At 72.7% G+C, this 20733-nt stretch carries 24 protein-coding genes; 9 read left to right on the top strand and 15 right to left on the bottom strand.

The annotated features are described in order from the left end of the window. Positions 1 to 106: 106 nt before the first annotated feature. From ligA to O7597_RS18405, 8 genes are all read right to left on the bottom strand, one after another. Positions 107 to 2239 (bottom strand): NAD-dependent DNA ligase LigA, encoded by a 2133-nt coding sequence (gene ligA, locus O7597_RS18440; RefSeq protein WP_281580256.1) that lies wholly within the window; start codon positions 2237 to 2239, stop codon positions 107 to 109. A 42-nt stretch (positions 2240 to 2281) separates the two neighbouring features. Continuing rightward, the gene (locus tag O7597_RS18435) at positions 2282 to 3307 is read right to left on the bottom strand and encodes an ADP-ribosylglycohydrolase family protein (RefSeq protein ID WP_269739478.1); all 1026 of its coding nucleotides are present in this window, start codon (positions 3305 to 3307) and stop codon (positions 2282 to 2284) included. Positions 3308 to 3410: 103 nt separating this feature from the next. After that, the gene (locus O7597_RS18430) at positions 3411 to 3779 is read right to left on the bottom strand and encodes a VOC family protein (protein ID WP_269739479.1); all 369 of its coding nucleotides are present in this window, start codon (positions 3777 to 3779) and stop codon (positions 3411 to 3413) included. Between the two features lie 36 nt (positions 3780 to 3815). Beyond that, positions 3816 to 4814 (bottom strand): methionine synthase, encoded by a 999-nt coding sequence (locus tag O7597_RS18425; RefSeq protein ID WP_281580255.1) that lies wholly within the window; start codon positions 4812 to 4814, stop codon positions 3816 to 3818. A 110-nt stretch (positions 4815 to 4924) separates the two neighbouring features. Then, the gene (mnmA, locus tag O7597_RS18420) at positions 4925 to 5998 is read right to left on the bottom strand and encodes a tRNA 2-thiouridine(34) synthase MnmA (RefSeq protein WP_281580254.1); all 1074 of its coding nucleotides are present in this window, start codon (positions 5996 to 5998) and stop codon (positions 4925 to 4927) included. A gap of 48 nt (positions 5999 to 6046) precedes the next feature. Further along, entirely contained in the window at positions 6047 to 7222 is a 1176-nt protein-coding gene (locus tag O7597_RS18415) for a cysteine desulfurase family protein (protein WP_269739482.1), read from the bottom strand. A gap of 60 nt (positions 7223 to 7282) precedes the next feature. After that, entirely contained in the window at positions 7283 to 7933 is a 651-nt protein-coding gene (locus O7597_RS18410) for a class F sortase (protein WP_281580253.1), read from the bottom strand. After that, entirely contained in the window at positions 7930 to 8760 is an 831-nt protein-coding gene (locus O7597_RS18405) for a DUF4397 domain-containing protein (protein WP_281580252.1), read from the bottom strand. Before O7597_RS18405 ends, O7597_RS18410 begins: the two co-directional genes overlap by 4 nt. A 229-nt stretch (positions 8761 to 8989) precedes the next feature. Here O7597_RS18405 and O7597_RS18400 point away from each other — a divergent pair, with 229 nt between their 5' ends. Together O7597_RS18400 and O7597_RS18395 are read left to right on the top strand one after the other, a co-directional pair. Beyond that, the gene (locus O7597_RS18400; RefSeq protein WP_269742624.1) at positions 8990 to 9592 is read left to right on the top strand and encodes an RNA polymerase sigma factor; all 603 of its coding nucleotides are present in this window, start codon (positions 8990 to 8992) and stop codon (positions 9590 to 9592) included. Then, positions 9546 to 10298 carry an anti-sigma factor gene (locus O7597_RS18395; RefSeq protein WP_269739485.1) on the top strand — a complete coding sequence of 251 codons (753 nt, stop codon included), beginning with the start codon at positions 9546 to 9548 and terminating at the stop codon, positions 10296 to 10298. Before O7597_RS18400 ends, O7597_RS18395 begins: the two co-directional genes overlap by 47 nt. Before the next feature lie 102 nt (positions 10299 to 10400). Here the strand turns inward: O7597_RS18395 and O7597_RS18390 are convergent, their stop codons facing one another. From O7597_RS18390 to O7597_RS18375, 4 genes are all read right to left on the bottom strand, one after another. Next, the gene (locus O7597_RS18390; protein WP_269739486.1) at positions 10401 to 11360 is read right to left on the bottom strand and encodes an electron transfer flavoprotein subunit alpha/FixB family protein; all 960 of its coding nucleotides are present in this window, start codon (positions 11358 to 11360) and stop codon (positions 10401 to 10403) included. A gap of 12 nt (positions 11361 to 11372) precedes the next feature. After that, the gene (locus tag O7597_RS18385; RefSeq protein WP_281580251.1) at positions 11373 to 12152 is read right to left on the bottom strand and encodes an electron transfer flavoprotein subunit beta/FixA family protein; all 780 of its coding nucleotides are present in this window, start codon (positions 12150 to 12152) and stop codon (positions 11373 to 11375) included. A 124-nt stretch (positions 12153 to 12276) separates the two neighbouring features. Then, a complete protein-coding gene (locus O7597_RS18380; RefSeq protein ID WP_269739487.1) occupies positions 12277 to 12693 on the bottom strand; it encodes a hypothetical protein in 417 nt (138 codons plus the stop codon). Positions 12694 to 12695: 2 nt separating this feature from the next. Further along, the gene (locus O7597_RS18375) at positions 12696 to 13493 is read right to left on the bottom strand and encodes a GNAT family N-acetyltransferase (protein ID WP_281580250.1); all 798 of its coding nucleotides are present in this window, start codon (positions 13491 to 13493) and stop codon (positions 12696 to 12698) included. A 41-nt stretch (positions 13494 to 13534) separates the two neighbouring features. Between O7597_RS18375 and O7597_RS18370 the strand changes: the two genes are divergently transcribed. The 3 genes from O7597_RS18370 to O7597_RS18360 are packed head-to-tail and all read left to right on the top strand — an operon-like array spanning position 13535 to position 14667. Further along, on the top strand, positions 13535 to 13924 hold the full coding sequence (locus O7597_RS18370) for a DUF202 domain-containing protein (RefSeq protein ID WP_164445801.1): 390 nt from the start codon (positions 13535 to 13537) through the stop codon (positions 13922 to 13924). Then, on the top strand, positions 13921 to 14223 hold the full coding sequence (locus O7597_RS18365) for a DUF202 domain-containing protein (protein ID WP_164445802.1): 303 nt from the start codon (positions 13921 to 13923) through the stop codon (positions 14221 to 14223). The genes O7597_RS18370 and O7597_RS18365 overlap by 4 nt, the downstream gene beginning before the upstream one ends. A gap of 30 nt (positions 14224 to 14253) precedes the next feature. After that, entirely contained in the window at positions 14254 to 14667 is a 414-nt protein-coding gene (locus O7597_RS18360; protein WP_281580249.1) for a PLD nuclease N-terminal domain-containing protein, read from the top strand. 23 nt (positions 14668 to 14690) lie between these two features. On the opposite strand, the gene O7597_RS18355 is transcribed toward O7597_RS18360, so the two are convergent. Further along, complete coding sequence (locus O7597_RS18355; protein ID WP_281580248.1) at positions 14691 to 16313, bottom strand: acetolactate synthase; 1623 nt, start codon at positions 16311 to 16313, stop codon at positions 14691 to 14693. Between the two features lie 77 nt (positions 16314 to 16390). Then, positions 16391 to 17164 carry an enoyl-CoA hydratase-related protein gene (locus tag O7597_RS18350; RefSeq protein WP_269739491.1) on the bottom strand — a complete coding sequence of 258 codons (774 nt, stop codon included), beginning with the start codon at positions 17162 to 17164 and terminating at the stop codon, positions 16391 to 16393. Positions 17165 to 17357: 193 nt separating this feature from the next. Here O7597_RS18350 and O7597_RS18345 point away from each other — a divergent pair, with 193 nt between their 5' ends. The 3 genes from O7597_RS18345 to O7597_RS18335 are packed head-to-tail and all read left to right on the top strand — an operon-like array spanning position 17358 to position 19080. Further along, positions 17358 to 17834 (top strand): DUF6232 family protein, encoded by a 477-nt coding sequence (locus O7597_RS18345; protein WP_281580247.1) that lies wholly within the window; start codon positions 17358 to 17360, stop codon positions 17832 to 17834. Between the two features lie 48 nt (positions 17835 to 17882). After that, a complete protein-coding gene (locus O7597_RS18340; protein WP_269739493.1) occupies positions 17883 to 18362 on the top strand; it encodes a DUF6232 family protein in 480 nt (159 codons plus the stop codon). 46 nt (positions 18363 to 18408) lie between these two features. Then, entirely contained in the window at positions 18409 to 19080 is a 672-nt protein-coding gene (locus tag O7597_RS18335; RefSeq protein ID WP_269739494.1) for a hypothetical protein, read from the top strand. A 103-nt stretch (positions 19081 to 19183) separates the two neighbouring features. Here the strand turns inward: O7597_RS18335 and O7597_RS18330 are convergent, their stop codons facing one another. Beyond that, positions 19184 to 19642: a rhodanese-like domain-containing protein gene (locus tag O7597_RS18330; protein ID WP_269739495.1), complete on the bottom strand. Its 459-nt coding sequence runs from the start codon at positions 19640 to 19642 to the stop codon at positions 19184 to 19186. A 71-nt stretch (positions 19643 to 19713) separates the two neighbouring features. On the opposite strand from O7597_RS18330, the gene O7597_RS18325 reads away from it, so the two are divergent. After that, positions 19714 to 20733: a helix-turn-helix domain-containing protein gene (locus O7597_RS18325; RefSeq protein ID WP_281580246.1), complete on the top strand. Its 1020-nt coding sequence runs from the start codon at positions 19714 to 19716 to the stop codon at positions 20731 to 20733.

Genomic DNA, 20733 nt, shown 5'->3' with positions numbered 1-20733 from the left:
GCCGTGCCCCAATGAAACGCCCCACCGCCCATCAACCCGGCGCGACAGTCACGAACCGGTCGTAGTCGTAATTAAGTTGGTATCCGGCACCGTGTCGTAAAGATCGTCACTCCTCGACCCGGGCCACCTGCCGGGCCGCCTCGGGGCCGGCGTCGAGGAGCACCCGGAAGCCCTCCTCGTCGAGCACGGGCACCTTCAGGCTCGCCGCCTTGTCCGCCTTGGAGCCGGGGTTGTCGCCCACCACCACGAAGCCGGTCTTCTTCGACACCGAGCCGCTGACCTTGCCGCCCCGGGACTGGATCGCCTCCGCCGCCTGGTCCCGCGAGAAGCCGCCGAGGGTGCCGGTCACCACCACGGTCACCCCCTCCAGCGGACGTGGCCCCTCCTGCACCGCCTCCTCCGCCATGCGAACACCCGCCTCGGCCCACTTGCGGACCACCTCCCGGTGCCAGTCGACGGCGAACCACTCGCGGATGCTGGCGGCGATGGTCGGGCCGACACCGTCGACTGAGGAGAGTTCCTCCTCGGTTGCCCGGTCGACCGCCTCGATGGACCGGAAGTGTCGGGCCAACGCCTGCGCGGCGGTCGGCCCGACGTGCCGGATCGACAGGGCCACCAGCACCCGCCACAGGTCGCGTTCCCGGGCCGTGGCGAGATTGTCGAGCAGCTTGACGGCGTTGCTGCCGAGGCTGCCGTCCTTGTTGACGAAGAACGGCGCACGGGCCAGCCGCTCGGCGTCGAGCGAGAAGAGGTCACCCTCGTCGGTGATGATCTGCGCGTCGAGCAGCGCGGCGCCGCTCTTGTAGCCGAGTGCCTCGATGTCGAAGGCGCCCCGCCCGGCCAGGTGGAACACCCGCTCCCGCAGCTGTGCGGGGCAACTGCGCGAGTTGGGGCACCGGATGTCGACGTCGCCCTCCTTGGCGGGCGCGAGCGGCGTCCCGCAGGCCGGGCAGGTGGTCGGCATGACGAACGGTCGGGCGTCCGGCGGACGCAGGTCGACCACCGGACCGAGCACCTCGGGGATCACGTCGCCGGCCTTGCGGATCACCACCGTGTCGCCGATCAGCACCCCTTTGCGCTCGACCTCGCGGGCGTTGTGCAGGGTCGCGTACTCGACGGTGGAGCCGGCCACCCGGACCGGCTGGAGCACCGCCCGGGGCGTGACCCGACCGGTCCGCCCGACCTCGACCTCGATGTCGAGCAGGGTGGTGTTGACCTCCTCCGGCGGGTACTTGAAGGCGATCGCCCAGCGTGGCGCCCGGCTGGTGGAACCCAGCCGGCCCTGGATGGGCACCGGGTCGACCTTCACCACCACGCCGTCGATCTCGTGCTCGACGTCGTGCCGGTGCGCCGCGTAGTGCGCGATGTAGTCCCGGACGCCGGCCAGGTCGGGCACCACCCGCCAGCGGTCGCTGGTGGGCAGCCCCCAGCCCTGCAACGCCGCGTACGACTCGGACTGGGTGGCCGGCTGGAAGCCGCGGCGGGCGCCGATGCCGTGCACCACCAGGCGCAGCGGGCGGGATGCGGTGATCCGTGGATCCTTCTGCCGCAGGCTGCCGGCCGCGGCGTTACGCGGGTTGGCGAAGGGTGCCTTGCCCTGCTCGACCAGACCGGCGTTGAGATCGGCGAAGGCGGCCACCGGAAAGTAGATCTCGCCCCGCACCTCGATGAACTCGGGGGCCGGTCCGAACTCCGCCGACTCGGTCAGCCGACCCGGCACGTCCCGGATGCTGCGTACGTTCGCGGTGACGTCCTCGCCGGTGCGGCCGTCGCCGCGGGTGGCCGCGCGGACCAGCCGGCCGCCCTCGTAGGTGAGGTTGATCGCCAGCCCGTCGACCTTCAGCTCGCACAGATAAGGTGCCGGACCACCGGCGTCCCGCTCGACCCGCTCCGCCCAGGCGGTGAGTTCCTCGTCGGCGAAGGCGTTGTCCAGCGACATCATCCGTTCGGCGTGCGCGACCGGGGTGAAGTCGGTGGAGAACGTGCCACCGACCCGCTGGGTCGGTGAATCCGGGGTGCGCAGCGCCGGGAACTCCGCCTCCAGCGCCTCCAGCTCGCGTAGTTGGCGGTCGAAGTCGGCGTCGGAGACGGTCGGGGCGTCGAGCACGTAGTAGCGGTACTGGTGCTCGGTCAGTTCCTGGCTGAGCGTGGTGTGCCGCTCCCGCGCCTGCGGCGTCGGCTCGGGACCGGCGGCCTCCTGCGCCGCATCGACCTGCTGGGGAACCGCTTCCTCGGACACCCTGCCGCCTCCGGACACCGCTGTCGACCTCCCGTGATCGTGCTACCCCCGCACGGTATCCCCCGGGTGGGACAACCGTGCGGCCAGCGCGGCGAGTTGATCGGCGTACTCGATCCGGCCGGCCCAGTCCGCCGGCCAACCGGCCATCCCGTTGGCCGCGCCGACGAAGGCTCCGGCGAGGGCGGCGATCGAGTCGGAGTCTCCGGCGCTCCGCGCGCCCCGGGCCAGCGCGTCGACCGGGGCGTCCGGGTGCCGGAGTGCGCAGTACAGGGCCGCCGTGAGCGCCTCCTCCGCGATCCAGCCCGCACCGGTGACGCGGCACGGATCGTCGCCGTCGTCCGGGGCGGCCAGGGCCGCGTCGAGTCGACCCAGCGCCAGGAGGCACTCGTCCCAACCGCGGGCGATGAACTCCTCCGGCGTCCGCTCGCCCGGCCGTTGCCACAGCTCACCGAGCCAGTCGGCCCGGTAGACCGTGCGCTGCTGCCGGGCCCGGGCGGTGAGCAGGCCGGGAAGGTCGGTCAACGGAGCGTCGCCGACGAGCAGCCGCACGGCGTACGCGGTCAGCTCGCTCGCCGCCAGCCCGGTCGGGTGTCCGTGGGTCAGGCCGGCCTGGAGCTGGGCCAGCCCGGCGAGGGTGTCCAGGTCGACGTCGAGCAGCCCGACCGGGGTGACCCGCATGTTCGCGCCACACCCCTTCGAGCCGGCCTCGGTGGCCTGCTGCCAGGGCCGGCCCCGGGACAGTTCGGCGCAGGCCCGCAGGCAGGTCATCCCCGGCGCGCGGTTGTTGTCCGGGCTGGCCGCCCAGTCCAGGAACCGGCGGCGCAGCAGCGGCTCCACCGCCTCGGCGGTGTACGCCGGCGCGTCGTGCAGCGCCCAACCCACCGCCAACGCCATCTGGGTGTCGTCGGTGACCAGCGCCGGGTCACCGTCCAGCTCACGCGGACCGGTGGACCCGTAGCGCCGGTCGATCTCGGCGACGGTGAGGAACTCGGTGGGCTTGCCGAGGGCGTCACCGAAGGCGAGCCCGAATAGCGAGCCGGCGACGCGCTGCGGCGCAGGGCTGATCATGACCGTGATGATGCCCGCCGCCGGCAAGTCCGCGCAGCACCCGGTCGGACCACCATTGTCGGCCTGCCGGTCCGGCCGAGGCCGGCACCGGCAGGCCGGGCGGTCAGTCCCAGCAGAGGCAGAAGGGGTGTCCGGCCGGGTCGGCGTAGACCCGGAAGCCCTCGCCCTCGCCGGGTAGCCGGCGGGCGCCCAGGGCCAGGGCCGCCTGCTCCGCCGCCTCGATGTCGTCGACCGTCACGTCGAGGTGGAACTGCTGGGGCCGCGCCGGATCCGGCCAGGCCGGCGGGCGCAGGTCGAGGGCCCGCTGGAAGGCCAGCCGGGGCTGGTGGCCGGGCGGCCCACCGAGCACCACCCACTCATCATCGTCGGAGTTGTCCCCGATCAGCGGCAGGCCGAGCAGCTCCGCGTAGAAGCCGGCCAGCGCACGTGGGTCGGGGCAGTCGATCACCGTCGAACGCAGCTGTCCAATCATGGCGGGCATCGTGCCCGGTGGGTACGACGGAAAACCTCACTGCTCGGACAGCCGGCGGCCGGCGTCCCGACAGGCCGCGAGGACCGCCCGGACATATCCGGCGTCGGCACCGGCCAGGCCGCAGGCGGGAGTCACCACCACCTGCTCGGCGAGCCGGCGGCGCGGGAACCCGAGGCGGTCCCAGAGGGTGCGTACCCGGTCAGCCAGGTCGGCCGAGGTCGGTGCCCGACCGTTCGGCGTCGTCGGCGCGGCACCGGCCAGCAGCCCGAACCCGGCGTCGAGCGCCTCACCGAGCGGGTCGAGGTCGGTGAGCAGGCTCAGGTCGAGCGCGACACCGATCGCTCCGGCGGAGCGGAGCAGCTCCAGCGGCACGTCCGGGGCGCAGCAGTGCACCACGGTCGGCACCCCGACCGCGTCGATCACCGCGCTCAGCAACGCGCGGGCGTCGCCCGACTCCACCGCCCGGTAGGCACCGAGGCCACTCTCGGTGGGAACGCGGCCGGCCAGCACCGCCGGCAGGCCCGGCTCGTCCAGTTGCAGCAGCACCGAGGCGCGCGGCAGCCGACGGGTCACCGCCTCAACGTGGTCGCGCAGCCCTTCGGCCAGCGAGCCCGCCAGGTCCCGCAGCGCGCCGGGGTCGCGCAGCATCCGACCGCCGATCGGCAGCTCGATCGAGGCGGCCAGGGTCAGCGGTCCGGCCGCCTGGATCTTGAGTGGGCCGGCGTACTCCTCGGCCTGCTCGGCGAGCTGGTCCAGGTCGCGTTCCATCAGGTCGCGGGCCCGGCGCAGGTCGCGGCCGGGACGCGGAGCCACCCGCCACCGCGCCGCGTACAGCTCGATCGGCAACTCCACCAGCAGACCGCCGGTGCGCCCGATCAGGTCCGCACCCGGCCCCCGGGCCGGCAGCTCCGGCAGATGAGGCAGGGCGGGCAGCTCACCGAGGACGATCCGCTGCGCCTCGGCGATGTCGGTCCCCGGCAACGACCCCACACCCGTCGCCGCACCCACCGTCCACGGCAACCCCAGATCACTCACCGCCGCAGCCTACCCGCGAACACCTCAGCCACCTGTTGATCAAGAAGTTCTGGTCACGATTCCGGCGTGCGGCTGACGCAAACTTCTTGATCAACGCCCAGAGATGGCGGTCAGTCGGTGATGGTGGCGGAGCCGAGGACGATGTCGCCGGCCGGGTCGGGGCGGTAGGCGACGATGGCCTGGCCGGCGGCGACGCCGCGCACCGGGCGGCGCAGGTCGGCGTGCAGGGTGTCGCCGGCCACCGTGACGGCGGCGGGCACCACGACGCCGTGGGCGCGTAGCTGCACCTCGCACTCGATCGGGCCGTCGGGTCGCGGGCCACCGGTCCAGACCGGGCGGGTGGCCCGCACCGTGGCGACTTCCAACGCCTCCGCCGGGCCGACGGTGACGGTGTTCGTCGTCGGCGTGATGGAGAGCACGTAGCGGGGCCGGCCGTCCGGGGCGGGCCGGTCCAGGTGCAGCCCGCGCCGCTGGCCGACGGTGTACGCGTACGCGCCGGCGTGCCGCCCCACCACCGCACCGGTGGTGGCGTCGACCACGTCGCCGGGCGTCTCACCGAGGCGCTGGGCCAGGAAACCGCGGGTGTCACCGTCGGCGATGAAGCAGATGTCGTGCGAGTCCGGCTTGTCGGCGACGGCGAGGCCACGGTCGGCCGCCTCCTGCCGGACCTGCGCCTTCGTCGAGTCGCCGAGCGGGAAGATCGAGCGATCCAGCTGCTCGCGGGCGAGCACGGCCAGCACGTACGACTGGTCCTTGGCCGCGTCGACACTGCGGCGCAGCAGGCCGTCGGGGCCGAGCCGGGCGTGGTGACCGGTGACCACCGCGTCGAACCCCAGGGCCACCGCCCGGTCCAGCACCGCGGCGAACTTGATCTTCTCGTTGCAGCGCAGGCACGGGTTCGGGGTACGCCCCGCCGCGTACTCGGCGACGAAGTCGTCGACCACGTCGGCGTGGAAACGGTCGGCCATGTCCCAGACGTAGAACGGAATCCCGAGCACGTCGGCGGCCCGCCGGGCGTCCCGCGAGTCCTCCAGCGTGCAGCAGCCCCGGGCCCCCGTGCGGTAGGTCTGCGGGTTGCGCGCCAACGCCAGGTGCACGCCGGTCACGTCATGCCCGGCCTGCACCGCCCGCGCCGCCGCCACGGCGGAATCCACACCGCCGGACATCGCCGCCAACACCCTCACCCGGACCACTCTCCCTTCCCACCGAGCCTATCCCCGCCCGGCACCGGCTCAACGGGGCGTACGCGGAGCCGCCGCCCGCCGGGCCCGTTCCACGGCCCCCGGTAGGGCGGCGATGAGCGCGTCGACATCGGCCGTGGTGCTGGTGTGGCCGAGGGAGAAGCGCAGCGACGAGCGGGCCCGGTCGTCGTCCGCGCCCATCGCCAGCAGCACGTGGGAGGGCTGCGCCACTCCCGCCGAGCACGCCGAGCCGGTCGAACAGGCGATGCCCTGGGCGTCCAGCAGGAGCAGCAGCGCGTCCCCCTCGCAGCCGGGAAAGGAGAAGTGCGCGTTGCCGGGCAGCCGGTCGGTCGGGTCGCCGTTGAAGACCACCTCGGGGACCGCCTGACGGACCCGCCGCACCAGGTCGTCACGGAGCGCGGCCAACCCGGCCGCGTACTCCTGCTGGCCCTTGACGGCCGCTTCGACGGCGACCGCGAAGGCGACGATGCCGGCCGCGTCGAGGGTGCCGGAACGCACGTCCCGTTCCTGTCCACCACCGTGCAGCAGCGGTACCGCCGCCACGTCCCGGCCGAGCAGCAACGCGCCGACGCCGACCGGGCCGCCGAGCTTGTGACCGGTCACGGTGAGCGCGGCGACGCCGCTGGCGGCGAAGTCGACGGGTACCTGCCCGACCGCCTGGATGGCGTCGGTGTGGAACGGCACCCCGTACTCGGCGGCCACGGCGGCCAGCTCGGCGATCCGCTGGACGGTGCCGACCTCGTTGTTGGCCCACATGGCGGTGACCAGCGCCGCCCGGTCGCCGTGTTCGGCCAGCTCGGTGCGGAGTACGTCCGGGTGCAACCGGCCGGACCCGTCGACGGACAGCCAGCCCACCTCGGCGCCTTCGTGCCGGTCCAGCCACTGCACCGCGTCGAGGACGGCGTGGTGTTCGACGGCACTGGAGATCACCCGGCGCCGCCCGGCCTCGGCGGCCCGACGCGCCCAGAAGATGCCCTTCACCGCGAGGTTGTCACTCTCGGTACCACCACCGGTGAAGATCACCTCGGACGGCCGGGCCCCGAGTACGGCGGCCACCCGCTCCCGCGACTCCTCCACCCGCCGACGGGCGCGCCGGCCGGACGCGTGCAGGGAAGACGCGTTGCCGACCTCGCGGGCGGTCGCGACGTACGCCTCCAATGCCTCGTCGAGCATCGGAGTGGTCGCGGCATGATCCAGGTAAGCCATCACGATTCAGCCTAACGACCACTCCGGTGCCGACCGCAGACCGGATTGCCTGACGGGACGTCAGACCGGTGACGCGGTCACCACGATGTTGTCCCGGTAGCGGCGGGCGTCGGCGTCGAACGGCCCACCACAGGTGATCAGCGTCAGCCGGGGACGCCCGTCGCGGGCGAAGTAACGCTCCAGCGGAATCTTCGTCTTGTCGTACTCCTCCCGGGCCACCACCCGGTAGGTCCGCTCGGTCCCGTCTTCACCGGTGGCCGTCACGGTGTCGCCCGGTGCCAGTTCCCGCAGCCGGTAGAAGGCACCCTTGCCCTGATCGGCGCTGTCGACGTGTCCGGCGATCACCACCGAGCCGGACTCGGCCTCCAGCCCGGGGCCGTAGCGGTACCAGCCGATCTCGTCGACGCTGGGCGGCACGTCGAACTCCTGGGTGCGCTCGTCGACGCCGACCGGGTCGACCCGCGCGGTGACCCCGATCGCCGGAATGCGCAACCGGACCGGGCGCACCGGTTCGGTGTCGTCCGGCAGCGCGCCGGGGGCCACCGCCACGGCCGGTCCGGTGCGCGACGGGGTGGGGCTGGCCAGGGCGGCGGCCTGCTCGGTGCCGACGCTTCCCGCCGGCCGGGACACGACCGCCACCACCGCCGCGACGGCGAGCGCGGCGGCGCCGGCGGCCACCGCCGCCAGCGCCGCACGGTTGCCGACGGTCACCGGCGACCCGACCGGACGACAGCCGCCCGCGCCCCGCCCGCGACCAGCAGCAGGAGCCCGGTGCCCGCCAGGGCGTACCACCAGGTGCCGAGACCGGTGTCGGCCTGCCCGCCGGTGCCGCTCGGCACGCCGGACGGCGCCGAGTGCAGGCCGTCGATGGTCTGCGCGACGACGGAGAGGTTCTCCGCCTCGGCGGAGCCGATGGCGTAGACGATCGTCGCCGTGCCCTCGCGCAGGTTGAGGTCGGCCGGCCCGATCACCACGGTGTCGGTGCCGGCGAGCACCACGTCCGCCGAGACGCTGCCGGCGTCCACGTCGCCCTTGGCCTCGTTCGGGTTGGTCAGGCCCTCGAAGACCGGGCTGCCGCCGGCCCGCACGTCCACGGCCGGCGCGGCGGCGGTGTGCCGGACGATCAGCCGGGCCTTGCCGGCGTCGACCTTCGCGGTGTCGTTGACGAAGGGGGTGATGGTCGGCTCGCCGTCGGCGTTGAGGTGGGCGGCGATGCTGATGTTCGCCCCACCGGGCACCTCGGCGTCGTCGGCGGTGAGAATGGCGTCGCCGATCGGCTCACCCGGCCTGGTCAGCGCGAGGTCGTACTGCCCCTCGGGCAGGTCCAGCGGACCGGCCACGTCACCGGGCTCGAAGTTCTCCAGGGTCTTCTCCCCGTTGACGTAGACGTCGACCGGGGTGTCCGGGATGCCGTGCACGACGGAGACTTTCGAGTCGGCGGCGTACGCCGGGGTCGCCGTCGCGATGCCGGCGCCGACGAAGGTCAGCGCGGCGACCGCGCCACCGGCGGCGACGCGACGAAGGTACGCGAACTGCATGTCTGCCTCCTGATGTTTCGTGCCACTTCGTCATGCTTGCTGTGCACCCCGAGTTACGCCGACAGCTCGCCGCCCGGATGCGGGCGGCGGCGACTTTCTTTTGCGGCGGCAACCGCATCCGGCGGGCACCGCCCCGACGTAGTGAGGTCGACAGGACGCTGGGCTGACAGAGGGGACGGCGCCGGTGCGAGCTACAGTCGGGCATGCCCCCAACCAGGCGAACCGTCCCGTGACCGGGATCCGGCAGCAACCGGGCACACCCGAGGACGAGCTGGCCCGCCGTTTCCGGGCCGGCGACGAGCTGGCGCTGCGTGAGGCGTACGACCGTTACGGTCGGGCGGTTCTCCACCTGGCCACCAGCACGCTTGTCAACCGCAGCGACGCGGAGGACGCGACCCAGGCCACGTTCGTCGCCGCCTGGCTCGGCCGGGAGACCTTCGACCCGGCGAAGGGCTCACTCGTCGGCTGGTTGCTCGGCATCGGCCGGCGCAAGGTGATCGACCGGCTCAGGTCCGCCGCCCGGGAGAACCGGGTGGTCGACACCGTGCGCCAACTGCCCGAGCCGGCGCCCGCCGGCAGTGACCCGGACACCGTGGTCGACCGGCTGGTGGTCGCCGACGAACTGGCGCGGCTGCCGGACGAACAGCGACGCATGCTGGAATTGGCCTTCTTCGACGACCTGACCCACCAGCAGATCGCGACGATGACCGGAGTGCCGCTCGGCACGGTCAAGAGTCACATCCGGCGGGGCATGGCGAGTCTGAAGCGCAGATGGGAGGTGGACGGTGCAGCACCTGGAGCACGACCGGCTGGTATTTCTGGCGCTCGGTGAGAGTGAGGTGGACGTCTCCGACCGCACCCATCTCGACGCCTGCCCGCACTGCCGGGCCGAGTTGGACAGCCTGCGCCACGTCGCCGGTCTCAGTGCCGCCGGTCAGGAACTGCGTGATCTGCCCGACCCGCCGGAGCACGTCTGGCAGGGCATCATGGCCGAGATCACGGCGGCGGAGGAACTGCCCCGCCTCGCCGACCGGCAGCGGCCGGGCGGGACCGACCCGGTCACCACCGACACTGCGCCGGCACCTCGCCGATCACGACGCGGACGCTGGTCCCGGCTCGCCACCACGGCGGTCACGGCGGTCGCCGCCGCCACCGTCGCGGTGATCGGCACCGCCGCCGTGCTGCGCGACGGTACGCCCGCCGAGCCGACGGTGCTGGCCAGCGCTCCCCTGGCGGCGTACGGTTCGACTCCGCCGACGGCCCGGGGTGACGCGCGGGTGCTGGGCAGCGGCGAGTTGCATCTGCACGTGGCGAATCTCCCGGCCGTACCGGGGTACTACGAGGTCTGGCTCATCAACCCGCGGAACATGGAGATGTTCTCGGTCGGTGTGCTCGGCGACGGCTCCGACGTGCTGCTGCCGTTGCCGCCGAACGTGGACCTGGGGCAGTACTCGGTCGTCGACGTCTCGGCCGAGCAGTTCGACAACAACACCGCCCACTCCGGCGACAGCCTCCTGCGGGGCTCCCTGACGGGCTGATCGGCGGGCCGGTTCAGCTCCCCGGCCCGCCGATCAGCCCCCTCGTGCACCGACGACACAGCCGCCGCCCGCAACTGCGGGCGGCGGCTGTGTGGGTACGACTCACTTGCGCTTGCGGATCTCCTCGGCGGCCTGCGGCACGATCTTGAACAGGTCACCGACCACGCCGAAGTCGGCCAGCTCGAAGATCGGCGCCTCGCCGTCCTTGTTGACCGCGACGATCGTCTTCGAGGTCTGCATGCCGGCCCGGTGCTGGATCGCACCGGAGATGCCCAGCGCGACGTAGAGCTGCGGGGAGACCGTCTTGCCGGTCTGGCCCACCTGGAACTGGTGCGGGTAGAAGCCGGAGTCGACCGCGGCCCGGGAGGCGCCGACGGCACCGCCGAGCAGGTCGGCCAGCTCCTCGACCAGCTTGAAGTTGTCCGCGTTGCCGACACCGCGACCGCCGGAGACGACCACGCCGGCCTCGGTCAGCTCGGGGCGGGAACCCTTCTGCTCGGCCACCCGGTCGACGACCTTGGCCAGCTTGTCGCTGTCGGTGACCGCGACGGTGAGCTGCTCGACCGCGGCGCTGGCCGCGGCCGGCGTCGGGTTCACCGAGTTCGGCCGGACGGTGACCAGCGGCAGCCCTCGGGTGACCTTGGACTTCACGATCGTCGACCCGGCGAAGGCCACCTGGGTGGCGGTGCCGTCGGCGGCCAGGCCCACCACGTCGGTCAGGATGCCGTTGTCCAGCTTGACCGCCAGCCGGGCGGCGATCTCCTTGCCCTCCTGGGAGGAGGCGAGCAGCACGGCGGCCGGCTGCACCCGCTTGACCAGCTCGGCTACCACGGTGGCCTTCGGCGCCACCAGGTAGCCGTCGATCTCGTCACCCTCGGCCGCGTAGATCTTCTCCGCGCCGTACTCGCCCAGTTTGCCGGCGAGGGCCTCGGCGGCACCGGTGCCGCCGAGCACCACCGCCGACGGGGTGCCCAGCTCCCGGGCGAGGGTGAGCATCTCCAGGGTGACCTTCTTGACGCCGAACTCCGCGGTGGCTTCGACGACGACGAGAACCTCAGACATGTCCCACACCCCTCACACGAACTTCTCGGTGGCGAGGAACTCGACGAGCTGCGTGCCGCCGGAGCCCTCATCGGTGACCTTGACGCCACCCGAACGCGGCGGGCGCTTGCTGTGCTCCATCACGGCGCTTGTCGCCCCGTCGAAGCCGACCTCGTTCGCGGCCACGCCTAGGTCGGCCAGGGCGAGCGTCTGCACCGGCTTCTTCTTGGCGGCCATGATGCCCTTGAACGACGGGTACCGGGGCTCGTTGATGGTGTCCCACACGGAGACGATGGCCGGGGTCGAGGCGGTGACCACCTCGTAGCCCTCCTCGGTCTGCCGCTCCACGGTGAGCGTGGCCCCGTCGACGGTGAGCTTGCGCGCACCGGTCAGCGCCGCGATCCCCAGCCGCTCGGCGAGCATGTGCGGCATCACCTGCACCCGCCCGTCGGTCGACTCCGAGCCGCAGAGCACCAGGTCGGCGTTGAGCTGCCCCAGCGCGGCGGCGAGCACCTTCGAGGTGGCGACGGCGCAGGAGCCGTGCAGGGCGTCGTCCACCACGTGCACCGCCTTGTCCGGTCCCATCGACAGCGCCTTGCGGATCGACTCGGTCGCCCGGTCCGGACCCATGGTCAGGATGGTCACCTCGCCGCCGTGCGCCTCCTTGATCTTCAACGCCTCCTCGATGGCGTACTCGTCCATCTCGTTTATGACGTTGTTCGCCGAACCGCGGTCGACAGTGTTGTCGTCAGTACGCAGGTTGCGGTCCGCGCCCGAATCGGGCACCTGCTTGACGAGTACGACGATGTTCATCGCGCTTCGACGACCCTCCTGCTGTGGTTATGTGATCTTTTCGCCCCAGATCTGGGCGCAGCCTCGCGCGTGCGGTGCCGTCCGGTCAACCATGGGCTGTTGTGCGGTTGCCCACGGCGCCATGTTACCTGTCAGTAGCATCGGCGCCCAGCACGCCCCTGATCCGTTCGATGACCTCGGCCTCAGCTGGGCTGATCCCATCATGGGCACGAGCCGTACGATCGGCCGCCGCCAGCACCACCGCGCGGTAGACCGGCACGTCCTGCGGCACCTTCTCGGTCAGGATCTCGATCCCCCGGCGCAGCGCCGGCAGCACCACCGACTCCACCTCGAGCGCCGAGTCACGCGGCAGTTTCGGTAGCGGCCCGCTGGTCAACGCCTCCTTCACCACTCCGCTGGCGCCGGCCATCGCCCCGGAGGCGGCGAAGCTCTCCCGGAACAGCGCGAGCACCCCCGGGTCGGCGTTCGAGACCATGAGCACCGCGCCGAAGGCGCCCGTCTTCAGCGTCATCTTCTCGTCGTCCGTCAGCCGCTGGCTCATGATCACGGAGTGTAGACGTACGGCGTGGTGGTGGTGACCGCGACGAGCCCGAGTCGCTCCAGCACCGGACGACTCTCGTCCGACGCGTCGACCTGCACCAACGTGCGGCCCCGCGCACCGGCCAGTCGGGCCCGGTAGGTGACCAGCGCGCGGTAGATGCCCTGACGCCGCCACCGCGGCAGCGTCGAGCCGCCCCAGAGCGTCGCGAACGTGCTGTCGACCGGGTACCGCACCCACCCGGCGCTCACCATCGTCTCGTCCGCCTCGGCCACCACGACCGTGATCGACTGCGGATCGGCGGCGATCTCCCGTTCCAGCCCGTCGGCCAGGTCGGACAGGTCACGCCCCCACACCTGCGACTTCAGCTCCGCGATCCGGTCCAGCTCCGCGCGCCCGGTCACCTCCCGCAGGCGTACGCCCTCGGGCACCACCGGCAGCGCGGAGGCCAGCGGGGCGACCGGACCGATCACCACGGTCTCCTGATCTTCCGGCACGAATCCGGCGGCGCGCAGCCGCTGCGGCAGGTCGGCCGGCTCGTCGTGGCCGTGCAGCTTCCACTCGACCGGCTCACCCCGCTCGCGGAACACGGCCACCTGCCGGGCGATCAGCTCGTCGAGACCGGCGCCGGCCAACCCACCGAGGTCGCGATAGGTCACCAGGCCCCGCTGGTCCAGGCCGCGCACCCGGAACACCGGACCGTCCGACTCCACCGTCACGCCGTCGGGCACCGGGTCGGGCAGGCCCGGCCGCAACTGGGTGTCGTACGCCGCCCGCAGCGTGCTCTCGTCAAGATCCGTCATGCTCCCAACCTATTCCCGCCGGGAATCGGATAATCACTCTCGTGTGGCAGATGATCAGGAACTGGTTCGATCCGCAGGAGTTGCGTTCGGTGGGAACCACCCCCGACTACCGCTTCTCGCTGGCCAACGAGCGCACCTTCCTGGCCTGGCTGCGTACCGGGCTGGCGCTGATCGCCGGCGGGCTGGCCGCCGCGCAGTTCCTGCCGACCCTGTCCCTGGTCCACCTGCGCGAGGCGATCGCCGTGGCGTTGCTGCTGCTCGGCGGCGTGGTGGCGATCCGGGCCGTCGACCACTGGGCCCGCACCGAGCGGGCCATCCGGCTCGGCGAGGAGCTGCCCGCGTCCCGCTTCCCGGCCGTCCTCGCGCTGACCGTCGGCCTCGGCGCGCTGTCCCTGGTGGTGGCGGTGCTGGCCGGCGCGATACGCGGATGAGCACCGTTCGCGACCCGGGCCTGCAACCCGAACGCACCCGGCTTGCCTGGCGGCGCACCCTGCTCACGCTGACCGTCGTGGCGCTGCTGACCGTCCGCCTCGCGCTCACCGGCGGACCGGTCGGAGCCGGGTTGGCGGCGCTGACCATCCTCGGCTGGGGTGTGGTCGTCACGCTCTGTTGGCGACGGGCCACCGGAAGCGGCATACCCCCGACCGGCGGTCGGCTTTTCGCCCTGGTAGGGCTGGCCGCCGCCGGATTCGCACTCCTCGGAGCGCTGTTGGTGCTGCGCGGGCTGTGACCGCTGTGCGCGGTAGGTAATGATGGTTACATGGCCCGGCTGTACATCCTCCTCTTCCTGGTGCAGGTCGTCCTCGCCGTCTGCGCCCTGATCAGCTGCCTCTCCGCCGAGGAGGACGGCATCCGCCACCTCCCCCGGATCGCCTGGCTGCTGATCATCCTGTTCTTCCCGCTGGTCGGCTCGATCGCCTGGTTCGTCGCCGGCCGGGAGCGCAAACCTGTCGGCGGGTCGACGTCCTGGGCGTCGGGGGCACGCCCGGCCGACCGTCGTCGGCCGGCCGCACCGGACGACGACCCGGAGTTCCTCCGCTCGATCGAGGAGCGCTCCCGCCGGGAGGATCAGGAACTCTTCCGCCGTTGGGAGGAGGACCTGCGCAAACGCGAGGACGACCTGCGCCGGCGGGAGGGCGAGCCGCCGCGCGAGGAACCCCGCCCCGAGGTGTAGCCGCCGGGGCGGGATCCGCGGTTTCAGGCCAGGTTCGAGGAGCGGGGGTACGCGTCGGCCGGATCGGTGAGCACGTTGACCAGGTACGGCACCCCGGCGTCGAAGGCCCGTTGCAGGGCCGGACCGAGTTCGGCGGCCCTGGCGACCGTTTCGCCCGCCCCGCCGAGCGCGCCGACCACCTGGTCGTAGCGCAGCTCCGGTTGCAGGTCGGCGGCCACGTCGTAGCCGTACATGGCCCGCATCGGGTGCTTCTCCAGGCCCCAGATGCCGTTGTTGCCGACCACGATGACCACCGGCAGTTTCTGCCGGGCCAGGGACTCCACGTCCATCAGCGAGAAACCGGCGGCGCCGTCGCCCATCAGCACGCAGACCTGCCGGTCCGGGTGGGTGACCCGGGCACCCATCGCGTACCCCATGCCGGTGCCGAGGCAGCCGTACGGGCCGGGGTCGAGCCAGGTGCCGGGCTGGGCCGGCTCCAGGTACCGCCCCGCGTACGAGACGAAGTCGCCGCCGTCGCCGATGGTGACCGCGTCCCGGGCGAGCACCTTGCGCAGCTCGCCGTAGATCCGGGCCGGGCGGATCGGGTCGGTCTCGGCCGCCATCTCCTCGGCGTCGCGGGCCTTCGCCGCGTCCTCGGCGGTCCGCAGCTGGGCGACCCAGTCGTCGTGGTCGACCCGGTCGCCGGGGTGCTCGGCCAGGGCGGTGAGAATGCCGCGCAGGTCACCGGCGGGTGCGGCGGCGGGTTGGACGTGACCGGCGCGCTGGCTGGGCGCGTCGACGATGTGCACCACCTGGGCCTCGCCGAAGTCGCCGAAGGAGAGCCGGAAGTCCAACGGGGTGCCGATCACCACGACCACGTCGGCGTTGGACAGGGCCACCCGCCGGGCCTTGGCGAAGGCCAGCGGGTGCTCCGGCGGCAGGGCGCCGCGGCCCATGCCGTTGGTGAACACCGGAACGGTGAGCGCCTCGGCCGCCGCCCGCAACTCGTCGACCGCGTCACCGGTCCAGACGTCCGAGCCGGCGATGATCACCGGACGGGCCGCGCCGGCGATCAGCGCGGCGGCGCGGGCCACCTCGTCGGGGTCGGCTTCGAGCGGGCTGAGCTGCGGGCCGGCCGGCAGCTCGGCGTCGCCGACCGAGAAGACCGCCTCCAGCGGGAAGTCGAGGAACACCGGCCCCCGGTGCGGGGTGAGGGCGGTGGTCAGCGCTGCGGCCACCGCTCGTGGGATGTCGTCGGCGCTGAACACCGTCTCGGCGTGCTTGGTGACCGGGGCGACCAGCGGAAGGTGGTCCATCTCCTGGAGGCTGCCGGAGCCCCAGCGGAACTGCGGCGCCCGGCCGCCCAGCACGAGCACCGGCGAGGCGTTGAAGAAGGCGCTGGTCAGACCGGAGATGCCGTTGGTCACGCCGGGGCCGGCGGTGAGTACGGCCAGCCCGGGTCGGCGCTGGAGCTTCGCCACCGCCTCGGCGGCGAAGACGGCGGACTGCTCGTGCCGCACGTCGTAGATCGGGAAGTCGGTCTTGTGCGCGGCATCGTAGAGCGGGAACACGTGTCCGCCGGAGAGGGTGAACATCTCCCGCACCCCGTACGCGCGCAGCGCCGCGAGGGCGAGCTCCCCACCGTGGCCTTCGATCCGCTCCGTCATTCCCACTCCTTCTCGTCGCCTGACCGGAGTCACACGCTACTGGCCGGTAGGGAGAATGTGAACCATTCTCGGCACGCTCAGCGTCCGGTGAAGTCCGGCTTCCGCTTCGCCACGAAGGCCGCCATCCCCTCGCGTCGGTCGTCGGTGGCGAACAGCGCCGCGAAGAGCTGGCTCTCCCAGGCCAGACCCGAGTGCAGATCCATCTCCAGACCACCGTCGACGGCCAGCTTGGCCGCCCGTAGCGCCTGCACCGGACCGGTGAGGTACGGCCGCACCATCGCGACCGCGGTGTCGTACACCTCGGCCGCCGGGGCGACCCGGTCGGCCAGACCGATCCGCAGTGCCTCCGGCGCGTCCACCATCCGCCCCGACATGATCAGATCCTTGGCCCGGGCCGGCCCGACCAGCCGGGCCAGCCGCTGGGTGCCCCCGGCGCCGGGGATGATGCCCAGCTTGATCTCGGGCTGGCCGAGCTTGGCGTCCTCGGCCACCACCCGCCAGTCACAGGCCAGCGCCAGCTCACAGCCGCCGCCCAGCGCGTAACCGGTGATCGCGGCGACCACGGGCTTGGGGATCCGGGCGATCGCGCCGAGCGCGCTCGACAGGTCGGCGGCCCGCGCGGCCATGTCCACGTAGGACATGTCCGCCATCTCCTTGATGTCCGCACCGGCGGCGAAGACCTTCTCGCCGCCGTACACGATGACCGCGCGGACGTCGTGGTCGGCGGTGGCCGCGATCGCGGCGGCGCGCAACTCCTCCTGCACCTGGGTGTTGAGAGCGTTCATCGGCGGCCGCTCCAGCCGGATGGTGCCGATGCCGTCCCGGGTCTCCAGCCGCACGAACTCGCCCACGCTGAGCCTCACTTCCTCGTCGAAGTCGCGTGCCAACCTTACGACCCGGCTCGTTGGGGTAAGTAGTCTGGTGCCAGCCCCGTCGGTCGGGAGTCGCACGATGAACCCTCGTCACCCTGAGCCCCGCACTGGCCGTGCCGCGACGCCGTCGCCACACCCGGGCCGGCCGCACGGGCCGGGTGAACGGCGCGCCGTGGTCACCTACTACGACGACCGGGCGGTCCGGGTCACCTCGGCCGCGGTCACCGTCGAGGGCCGGGTCTACCCACTGGCCGAGATCAGCGAGATCTGGCACCAGCACGGCACCCGCTCCTGGCGGGTGCTGGCCGGTCGGGGCGCCATCGGCGCCGCGCTCGTCGCCCCGCTCGTGGCCGCCGCCGCCGGAGTCGCGCTGGCCATCCGGCTGGACCGGTCGGCAACCGTCACGATCGCCATCGTCGGGGCGTCCGTGCTGGTCGGGCTGGCGGTCGGGCCGATCGCCGACTTCCTCTTCGAACACCTCGACCGCTCCTACGCCCGGGGCAGCCGGCAGCGGGAGGTCTGGATCCGCTGGCGAGGCCGGCCGGTGCAACTGCTGCGCACCCCGGACGCGCTGCGCTTCGGGCAGATCTACCGGGCCGTGCAACGCGCCATGGAGGTCGGCCGACCGATACCACCCCGTCGACGCTGAGCGCTCAGCCGACTACTGAAGGTTGCCCGGTGGTGTTTAGGCTTAGTGATGGCCCTCTATTACCGGGACGACGCGGTGCAGGTGACCTCCGAGGCGATCCGGGCCGGTGGACAGGTCATCCCGATCGCCGAGGTCACCTACGTCTGGCACGCGAAGGGGCGTACCACCCTCGCCGTACGTGGTCGGGTGCTCGGCCGGGGCGTGCTGGTCCTGCTGCTGTCGCTGCCTCCCCTGGTGGGCCTGATCTGTGTGCTGTCGCTGGCCTGGTCAGCCCAGGACCGGGGCGAGTGGCTGCCGGCGCTGATCGTGCTCGCCGCCTGCGTCATCGTGCCGCTCGCCTTCGTCCCGTTCCTGGAGATACCGCTCGGTTGGCTGGACCGCTCGTACGAGCGCGGTAACCGGGTGCTGGAACTGTGGGTGCAGTACCGGCGGCAGGAGGTTCTGGTGCTGCGCACGCCGGACGCGCTGCGGTTCGGCCAGATCTACCGCGCGGTGCAACGCGCCGTCGAGCAGCAGAGCGACGGGTGAGACCGTCGTCGGGCGGTGGTGGCCCGCCCGACGCACACTTGAACGCATGGCACTCCCCCTTCCCCGGCCGACCGCGGTCCTCGGTCTCACCCGTTCCGCCCTCGACCAGGCCGCGTCCTTCGCCGCCATCCCGGCCCGCGCGTTCGCGGTGCTCGACGAGGTGGAGGCGCTGCTGGCCCGGATCAACGGCGTGGTGGACCGGGTCGAGCGGACCCTGGACCGGACCGACCAGATGGTCACCGACGCCGAGGTGGCGGTCCGTGAGGTCGCGGTGATCAGCGCCGCCGCCACCGCCGCCGTGGACAACGCCACCGAGGTCGCCGCGGCGGCGGCCGTGGTCGTGGAGTCGGCAGGTTCGGTGGCCGGGCGGGCCGCCGAGACCGTGGGTACGGCGGCGGAGGCCGCCGCCACCGCCGCCGAACTGCTGAAGGCGTACGAGCCGGCGCTGCGCCGGGCCGCCCCGATGGCCACCCACTTCGTCGAGCAGCTCAGCCACGAGGAGGTGACCGCGGCGGTCCGGCTGGTCGACGAGTTGCCGAAGCTACGGCAGCACCTGACCGCCGACGTCCTGCCGATCCTGGCCACCCTGGACCGGGTCGGCCCGGACCTGCACGACCTGCTCGACGTCACCCGGGACCTCAAGCTCGCGGTGGCGGGTATCCCCGGGCTGTCGATGCTGCGCCGGCGGGGCGAGAAGCTCAACGACGACGCCGGCTGACCTCCCGACCCGCGCTCCAGCTGACGGTCCGCAAGGTCAACGCCCGGCGGGCCGGCTGATCGGCCCGCGGACCGCCCGGCGGGCCGGACGGTCGGCCGGGCGGTCAGCAGTCGCAGGTGGCGACGGTTCGCGGGGCGGTCAGGTCGTCGACCGGCCGGTGGGTGAATCCGGTGGCGGTCGCCACGGGCAGACCCTCCCGCACCCAGTACTCGTAGCCACCGCGCATCTCCTTGACCCGGTAGCCGAGCCGGGCGAACTCCAGCGCCGCCCGGGTGGCGCCGTCGCAGCCGGGGCCCCAGCAGTAGGTGACCACGAAGGCGTCGGGTGGCACCGCGTCGGCGGCCCGCGCGGCGATCAGGTCGGTGGGCAGGTGCACGGCGCCGGGCAGGTGGCCCTGCGCCCAGGCCGCGTCACCGCGCGAGTCGACCACGACCAGGCCGGGCAGTTCCGCGGTCAGGTCGTGGTGCACGTCGGCCACGTCCGTCTCGAAGCGCAGTCGGGCGAGGAAGTGGGCGACGGCGGTGGACGGATCGGCGGCCGGTACGGCGAAGGTTCGAGTCATGTGATCGATCGTCGACCGGTGCCGACCGCCGGGCGAGTGGCGGTCACGCCGTCCTGCGCTAACATCCGGCCATGACGCCGGTCGACCGCAGTGTGGCTGTGCTCGCGTACCCCGGGATGTCGGGTTTCGAGACCGGGATCGTCACCGAGGTCTTCGGGCTGCCCCGGCCGGAGCTCGACGTGCCCTGGTACGACCTGCGGCTGTGCGCCGAGCGACCGGGTCCCGTGCCGCTGCTCGGCGGCGCCAACCTGCACAGCCCGTACGGCCTCGACGTGCTGGCCGCCGCCGCGACCGTCATCGTCGCCGGCGTACCCGACGTGCACGGCACACCGTCGCCGGAACTCGTCGCGGCCCTGCGCCGGGCGCACCGGGCCGGGGCGCGGCTGCTGTCCATCTGTTCGGGCGCCTTCGCGCTGGCCGGTGCCGGCCTGCTCGACGGTCGACGGGCCGCCACCCACTGGCGGTACGCGGACCTGCTGGCCCGCCGGTACCCGAGGGTCACGGTCGACCCCGACGTGCTCTACCTCGACGACGGGGACATCCTCACCAGTGCCGGCAGCGCCGCCGGCCTCGACCTGTGCGTGCACGTGGTACGACGTGACCACGGCTCGGTCGTGGCCAACGCGGTGGCCCGACGGCTGGTGATCCCACCGCACCGCGACGGTGGACAGGCGCAGTTCGTCGAGGCACCGGTCGCCGTGGACCCGGACGACGACCGGATCGCCGGCAGCATCGACTGGGCCCTGGCCCATCTGGCGGAGCCGCTCACGGTGGCCCGGCTGGCCGGGCAGGCCCACATGTCGACCCGCACCTACCTGCGGCATTTCGCGAGAGCCACCGGCACCAGCCCCATCCGGTGGCTGGTCGAGCAACGCATCCGGGCCAGCCTGGCGCTGCTGGAAACCACCGACGCGCCGGTCGGGCAGATCGCGACGGCCGTCGGCTTCGACGCCCCGGTGACCTACCGTCACCACTTCACCCGGGCGATGCGGACCTCACCGTCGGCGTACCGTCGCGCGTTCCGTACCGGCGTCGACGCCGCCGCGCAGGCCCGCCGACTCGGGCGGCCCAGCCCGACCGAGCGGCGCTGA

Source organism: Verrucosispora sp. WMMC514, from assembly GCF_027497295.1.
Classification (GTDB): Bacteria; Actinomycetota; Actinomycetes; order Mycobacteriales; family Micromonosporaceae; genus Micromonospora; species Micromonospora palythoicola.
Note: the sequence above shows the minus strand (reverse complement) of the source record. Positions and strands in the feature narration are given on the sequence as shown.